This window comes from Helcococcus sp. KG196 (genome assembly GCF_046035495.1).
Lineage (GTDB): Bacteria > Bacillota > Clostridia > Tissierellales > Peptoniphilaceae > Helcococcus > Helcococcus ovis.
In genome coordinates, this window is sequence record NZ_JBFNFI010000025.1 from 1 (window position 1) to 6980 (window position 6980).

Consider the following 6980-nt stretch of genomic DNA (forward strand, 5'->3'; position numbering starts at 1 on the left):
CATTTTGATGGGGCTACACTTGCTTCATTTCACCTAAATTCAGCCCCTTCTTTTTCCCACTTACTTATTTTGCTAGGCCTACACTTGCTTCATTTCACCTAAATTCAGCCCCTTCTTTTTCCCACTTACTTATTTTGATGGGGCTATTTCTCAATTTTTCACCATAATCCGACCCCCGCTTTTTTCCACTTAATAATTTTGATGGGATCACATCTCCTAAAACCAACACACCCACAAAAAGAAAGAAGCCTTTCGGCTTCTCACTTTAATAAATTTAATTATTTCTTGTTATTTTTCCTTGAAAATACAAAGAGTATTATTAAGGAAACCAGTGCTATTATGGATATTCCAACATATAGGAAGATTCCTCTGTCTCCTGTGTTTGGACTTTTAATGACTGCGTATGTTGATATTGGATTTGAAGAGTTTTGTTCTTTAGCTATTTCATCACCATTTGACTTATCTTCTTTAGGATTTTCATCGGCTATGGATGTGGTTAGGCCATGTCCAAATGGATACTTTGCTTTTCCATATTCATAGGTTGATGTGACTTCTGAAACATCTACTGGCAATTTGCCTGATGATGTGACTTTTCCAAAGATTATATCTAATGAAGTAGGAATGTTTGAGCCAAAGGTTTTAACTGAATCTGTTCCTTTTTCTGTTGGATCCATTCCTTTTGCACCATATGTAAGCAATACTGATTTTACATTTTTATATCTGTCCAAATCATAAGGTTTTGCAATACTTAAAACGACGTGTTTTTGATTGTTTTCATTTGCAATATCTACAACCATTTGAGGAATATTTGATTGCCATGATTCTGGTGAATGTTGGGCTTGTTTTGCAATTTAACTTATAACCACGATGTAATAATAGCCTTTCATTTGATTTTTCAATTCTTCTTTAGTTGTGTTTTCATTGTATATCATTGTTGTATATTCAACATATTTAGGGATTACCCCTTCTCTTTGTAGTCTGTCAAAACCATAGTTTAAGCCAGGAACTTCATTATTAAAGGCTGCTAGCATCAAAATTTTTTCTTCAGGTTTCGGCCTGAATGGCAACATATTTCATTCTTACCAACTGTGATAGCTCTTTGAGTTATCAATCTTTGTTTTTAAAGATGTTCTTTAGAACCAACTACTGAAAGAGTTTTTTTCACTTTTTCTTTAACAGGCTGATTGTACTTAGTTGTGTTGGAAATTCCTCTTTTTTCCTTTAATTCCAACACTCTTCTTACAAAATCATTTAATCTTTCTTCTGTAATTTCACCTTCATGAACTGCATTTTCCAAAATAGCATAAACTTTTTCTAGCTTTTCAACATCTTCATTACTTCTCATTATTACAGGCATTAGCAATATGTCTGCCCCAGCATTAAAACTTCTCAAACTTGCTTCAGCTTGTCCGAAATGCTTCGCTATCGCCTGCATGTTTAAGGTATCTGTAATGATATCCACGCCTTCGTCAGCAACATTCATAAATGGACTTAATTCCATATTCATTACTTCTTCTTTTGACTTATTCACTTCTGGTAGTCCAACATGGCTATCTCCCGCTGTATCCCCATGTCCCGAGAAATGTTTCAAAGCTGCACTCACCTTATTTTCTTGAAGCCCTTTAACTAATTGAGAGCCTATTTCTCCAACCAATTCAGGATTTGAAGAAATTGAGCGTTCCCCTGTAACTGAGTTATTTAGATTATTATTAATATCTAAAACGGGTTCCAAATCAACATTTATTCCTAAAGAATCCAATTCTTCCGCAATGATTTTTCCATACTCATAGGCAAGTTTTGGATCTCTAGTTGCTACCAATGCCATATTCCCAGGCAAGCTTGTGCCGGTTCCAAGCCTTACAACCCTGTCCCCTTCTTGGTCAACGGCTAGTAAGAATGGTTGTAAATTATTTTCCAAGGCAAGTTTTTGATACTCACTCGTTAATCTAGCTGTTTGTTCAGTATCAACAACATTTTCCACAAATAGGATTATTCCTGCCAATTTGTATCTTTGCTATCTCTTTGTAGTCCAAAATAGTTAATTGCTTCATCTGTAACTTTTTTAGCATTTCCAGGGCCTAAAACTACTTGATAACTGTTACCTTCTTTAACTAAGCCCAAAACACCATCTATTTTTTTAATTCTTTTTCATTAACTTTTGATGTATCCTTGATTTCAGATCTCATCCTTGTCATGCAATTAAAACTTTTATTGATATTATCTTTTCCATCTCGTATTAAAGCTTCTCCCGTTTTTTCAATCAACTTAGCAATTTCTGTATATTGAGATTCTATACATTTTACAGCATTGATGTCCTCTTGATTCATAAGCTTTACCGAATCAATAATGCTCATCTCGCTATAGTTGACAGAATTTGAATTTTCTTTTTCCGTTTTTATTTTACTTAAATCTATCAAAAGTCACCTCCCTTCTATTTCTTAAATCCACCATATGTGAAATCGAATTCATTTATAGTATGTAAAATTAAATATGAAATAAAGTTTCATTTTTAGAAATTTATTGTATGTTTACTATTTACTACATTTTGTTTTTATCAAAAAATAAAAATAACCTTTTCACTATTTTGTTTTTGTGATACGATATATATAATTAAAAAATAGATGGAGGACATAATGAAAAATATAGTTTTAATTTGTGCCGCAGGAATGAGCACATCTCTTTTAGTAAGTAAAATGAAAAAGTATAGTGAAAAAATAAATTACGAAGCTAATATAAATGCATATCCAATGTCAGAAGTTGATGAATATGGTAAAGATGCCGATATAATTTTACTTGGACCTCAAGTTAGATTCAATTTAGATAAAGTAAAAGAAGCTTTTCCGGAAAAGCCTGTTAAAGTTATTGAAATGATGGACTATGGCATGATGAACGGCGAAAAAGTTATGAAAGATATTATAAATTTATTAGGAGAATAATATGAATATAGAAGAAATAAGCTTTCAAATTATCGCAGCAGTTGGGAGTGCAAGATCTTTATTTATAGAAGCGATTAATGAAGCTAAAAATGGAAATTTCGAAAAAGCTGATGAAAAAATAAAAGAAGGACATAAAATTTTCAATCAAGGGCATAAGATTCACTTAAAATTAATTTCTCAGGAAGCTGATGAAAATCAAAAATCAGTTGGATTTAATTTAATTTTAATGCATGCAGAAGATCAACTTATGAGTGCAGAATCATTCGGAATTTTAGCTGATCAATTTGTTGATGTTTATAAAAAAATGTCAAATTAATAAACGAGTTATATACCCGCTTTGGAGGTATATAACTCGTTTGTATTTATCTATTAATTGATCTTGCTATCATCGAAACAGTATGTCTATATCCTCTTATAGCTATACTCATTTCAAAAATATTTTCTACCGGTGCAAGTCCGCTAAATCCTGCATCTCCTATATGTTGAATATCAGCACCACAAATTTTATTTTGTATTGCCATTTCTCTTATAGTTTCAGGTCTAGAGCCTTCTTGACTTGTACCTATAGCAGTCATCACTAATGCACCTTCTTTATGTGCAAATTTACAAGCTTCTTTTAACTGTTCTTGATCAAATCCTTGAATTGTACCTATCGAAGGCACCAATATAACATCTGCTCCCGCTTTCACAAATTCCTTTATTGTATTTTCATCACAAACAGGCTCATCAACCCCAGATGTGTGCATTTTCCCAGCAATGATTAATCCATTGTAATATTTTTTAGATAATTTAATTGCATTCAATATATTTTTATTTGTTACACCTGTTCCCGGATTCCCGGTAAAACAAACAAAATCCATTCCCAATTCTTGTAATCTTTCAAGACTTTCTTTATTTACCGTTCTTCCTAATGAAATCTTTATAACGTCTTCCATCATATCTGCTGAATCATCTACCGGTTCCAAATTTACTCCTATTGGACGACCTGTTAATTTTTTTAATTCTGAAACAAAATTTGATTGATTTTCTATTCCTTTAATATCCGGATTTAATACATCCACTCCATTAAGTAAAATCAAATCCGCTCCAAATGCTCTAGCCAATTCAGAGTTTGTTATATCTCCAATCCAAGCTTCCCTTGTTGCAACATTTTCTGATAATATCGTTCTTCCTTCGCTAGCTTTTATGCTTTGTTTTAACTCTTTAGAGTTATATGACAAAATGTCTGAAGCATTTGAACTTATTAATCTTTTCATTATTCCCCCATATTAATTTTATTTTTATGTTATTTATAACTAATTTCTGAATTTTTATTATTTTTTTCTACCACTAGATAGAATGGTAAATAAACCAAAATATCTATAGCAATTATCACTATTTGTAACAATGAACCCATTAAACTTCCCGTAGTTAAAAATCCTGAGATTATTGGCGGCATTGTCCATGATACAGATGCATAAGTAAAAGGAACCAATCCCGAAGCAAACCCAATATAGGCGATCACCGTGTTTATCATAGGTACAATTATAAATGGTACAAATAATGCAATATTCATTACTATAGGTAACCCAAACATGACAGGTTCATTAATATTAAATATCCCCGGTGCTATTGTCAATGGTGCTATTGCTTTAGTTTGTTTTGAGGAAATTTTTCTAATAGCTAAAACAGAAATTACTATTACCAAACCAAGAGTTGCTCCTCCTCCACCAATAAATACAAAATTATCCATAAATGATGATGTAATTATATTTTTTAGGGGTTCTCCTAATTGTTTAGCTTGAGCATTTGCATCTAAATTCGCTAACCAAATTGGACTGAATATTGAGTTTACAATTGAACCACCATGAATTCCCAAGAACCAGAAGAATGAATTCAACCCGGTAACTATCATTGTACCAAATACTGTGCCACCTAATAATCCAAGTGGTCCTCCCAATACTATTTTTAATATATCATGCATATTTGGCAATCCATATTTATCCAATAAAGCAAATACTAATAGCCAAAATGAAATTATTACAGCCCCAGGAATTATAGCACTAAAAGATCTAGAAATTGCTGGCGGAACAGAATCCGGCAATTTAATTTGAATGTTTTTATTTATAAACAGTTGATAAATATATCCGTTTAATAAACCTAAAACAATTGATACAAAAATTCCACTAGAACCTAAATAAGGCAGGGTCAGTCCGGTAACTTTATTTGCAGTTATGAATGGCGTAACTGTTACAAATGCTGACAATGAAACTATCCCTGCAGCAACCCCATCAACCTTATGTTGATTAGCAAATGAGCTCGCAATACCAAAGCTTGCAATCAATCCTACTAAACCAAAACTCGAATTAACGCCCTTCCACAAATATCCAGCTATTCCTGAATCATTTAAATATGTTTCAACAGCCTTAATTGGAAAACTTGCAATTATCATAAATATTGACCCAACTATAATCAAAGGCATAGCCAATGTTATACCATCTCTTATAGCCAGCAATCCTTTATTCGCTCCCAATTTGGCTGCCAATGGCATCAATCTTTGTTCCAAGATATTTTTTTTACTTTCCATAAATCTCCTCCTTATAGATTTTCTATTTTTACACTTTTATAGTATATCTTATAATTTTTTATGTCAACGATTTCATAAAATATTTTAATGCTAAATAAATTTATTACTATGTTTTTATATTGCAAAGGGAATTTTTTATTTTAAAATCTCTAAATCAATCCCTTGATTTATCTAAATTACAGAATTCTTTTTACTAAAATCATTAAAGAAATCCCCTCAACACCAACAACAAAAAAATTCCTAAAAAAATCAAAAATCTGCTGAAAACATGATTTTATCTGTTTTCAGCAGATTTTTATTCTTCCTTACCTAGGATTTCATTAGTTTTTATAATTCTTTTCATAAATTGATCCCTATACATTTCTAAATATGAGTTATATAATATATCAATAATTATCAATTGTGATATTCTACTAGAGCTCGCTGCTGCTCTCAAATTTTTTTCTATGTTAGGTACATTCAAACTAAAATCAGACAAATTAAATAACTTATTATTGGAATACTTAGTTATAGAAACTAATGTCGCATTATTTAATTTTATATTTCTTGCCATTTCTAAAACTTCTTTAGTCTGCTCCGAATAAAAAATCACTATCGCTAGTTCATCTTCTTGAATGTTTGTTGAACTTATAAGTTGTAATTGCGTATCTTCATAAAGAACTGTCATTTTACTTATTCTTTCTAATTTTTGTTGAAAATCGTTAGCAACAAGAAAGCTTGCTCCTAGTCCATACAATCTTATAACTTTACTTTTATCAATTAATTTAACAACTTTTGAAATTTGTTTATAGTCTACAAGATTATAAGTGTTATTCAATGATCTAATATTTTCATTAAATATTTCTAGAACTATTGATTTATCATCATTATTTGCTATATTTGATAAATTACTTCTAACAAGTTAATCATTAAAATTAATATCATTTAATAAAGCAATCTTTAATTCCTTAAATCCATTAAATCCTATTTTCTTTGATATTCTAACTATGGTCGCAGGACTACAATATCCTTTTTTCGCCAAAGTATGAATATCCATTTCAGTAATTTCTCTTATATTTTCCAATATATATTTTATAACAGGTTTTTCAACATCATTCGCTTGACTTGTATAATAACTCTCTAATCTTTAAATTACTTTTTTCATTTCATACCTCTTATTATACTTGTCTCTTTGTTTTCTTAATTATCTCTATCTTTTTGCTTTCCCTATTTTCTTGGAGCCATTTTTATCTACATTTTTTCATAGTAGACCCAGCTTTTTCTCATTTTCTTCTTTTGTTGGGGCCATTTTTGCTTCATTTTTACAAATTTTAGCCCCCGCTTTTTATCCATCCTCTACTTTGCTAGGACATACTGAATTAATTTTTACAAATTTTAGCCCCCACTTTTTGCCCATCCTCTACTTTGCTGGGACATACTGAATTAATTTTTACAAATTTTAGCCCCCGCTTTTTGCCCATCCTCTACTTTGCTGGGAC

General features: G+C 31.1%; 10 protein-coding genes and 1 pseudogene. 2 read left to right on the forward strand and 9 right to left on the reverse strand.

Annotated elements, in window-relative coordinates:
- Positions 1–278 precede the first annotated feature (278 nt).
- From ABGF45_RS08210 to ABGF45_RS08230, 5 genes are read right to left on the reverse strand one after another with little or no spacing between them, the layout of a single operon-like run.
- A complete protein-coding gene (locus ABGF45_RS08210) occupies positions 279–797 on the reverse strand; it encodes an LPXTG cell wall anchor domain-containing protein (RefSeq protein ID WP_134744041.1) in 519 nt (172 codons plus the stop codon).
- A 54-nt stretch (positions 798–851) separates the two neighbouring features.
- Positions 852–1070 (reverse strand): hypothetical protein, encoded by a 219-nt coding sequence (locus tag ABGF45_RS08215; protein ID WP_134710911.1) that lies wholly within the window; start codon positions 1068–1070, stop codon positions 852–854.
- Positions 1071–1120: 50 nt separating this feature from the next.
- The gene (locus tag ABGF45_RS08220; RefSeq protein ID WP_167554050.1) at positions 1121–1981 is read right to left on the reverse strand and encodes a glycoside hydrolase family 3 N-terminal domain-containing protein; all 861 of its coding nucleotides are present in this window, start codon (positions 1979–1981) and stop codon (positions 1121–1123) included.
- 8 nt (positions 1982–1989) lie between these two features.
- Complete coding sequence (locus ABGF45_RS08225) at positions 1990–2121, reverse strand: hypothetical protein (protein ID WP_280633459.1); 132 nt, start codon at positions 2119–2121, stop codon at positions 1990–1992.
- A gap of 8 nt (positions 2122–2129) precedes the next feature.
- Entirely contained in the window at positions 2130–2417 is a 288-nt protein-coding gene (locus ABGF45_RS08230) for a PTS transporter subunit EIIB (RefSeq protein ID WP_209021581.1), read from the reverse strand.
- 216 nt (positions 2418–2633) lie between these two features.
- Between ABGF45_RS08230 and ABGF45_RS08235 the strand changes: the two genes are divergently transcribed.
- Together ABGF45_RS08235 and ABGF45_RS08240 are read left to right on the forward strand one after the other, a co-directional pair.
- Complete coding sequence (locus ABGF45_RS08235; RefSeq protein ID WP_134744005.1) at positions 2634–2936, forward strand: PTS sugar transporter subunit IIB; 303 nt, start codon at positions 2634–2636, stop codon at positions 2934–2936.
- A 1-nt stretch (position 2937) separates the two neighbouring features.
- Positions 2938–3252 carry a PTS lactose/cellobiose transporter subunit IIA gene (locus ABGF45_RS08240; protein ID WP_134744006.1) on the forward strand — a complete coding sequence of 105 codons (315 nt, stop codon included), beginning with the start codon at positions 2938–2940 and terminating at the stop codon, positions 3250–3252.
- A 46-nt stretch (positions 3253–3298) separates the two neighbouring features.
- Here ABGF45_RS08240 and ABGF45_RS08245 read toward each other — a convergent pair whose 3' ends face one another.
- From ABGF45_RS08245 to ABGF45_RS08260, 4 genes and pseudogenes are all read right to left on the reverse strand, one after another.
- Positions 3299–4192 carry a haloacid dehalogenase-like hydrolase gene (locus tag ABGF45_RS08245; protein ID WP_167554051.1) on the reverse strand — a complete coding sequence of 298 codons (894 nt, stop codon included), beginning with the start codon at positions 4190–4192 and terminating at the stop codon, positions 3299–3301.
- 29 nt (positions 4193–4221) lie between these two features.
- On the reverse strand, positions 4222–5502 hold the full coding sequence (locus ABGF45_RS08250) for a PTS sugar transporter subunit IIC (protein WP_134744007.1): 1281 nt from the start codon (positions 5500–5502) through the stop codon (positions 4222–4224).
- 295 nt (positions 5503–5797) lie between these two features.
- The gene (locus tag ABGF45_RS08255) at positions 5798–6319 is read right to left on the reverse strand and encodes a MurR/RpiR family transcriptional regulator (protein WP_167554052.1); all 522 of its coding nucleotides are present in this window, start codon (positions 6317–6319) and stop codon (positions 5798–5800) included.
- A gap of 84 nt (positions 6320–6403) precedes the next feature.
- A pseudogene (locus ABGF45_RS08260) lies at positions 6404–6595 on the reverse strand (MurR/RpiR family transcriptional regulator); the annotation flags it as partial.
- Positions 6596–6980 lie beyond the last annotated feature (385 nt).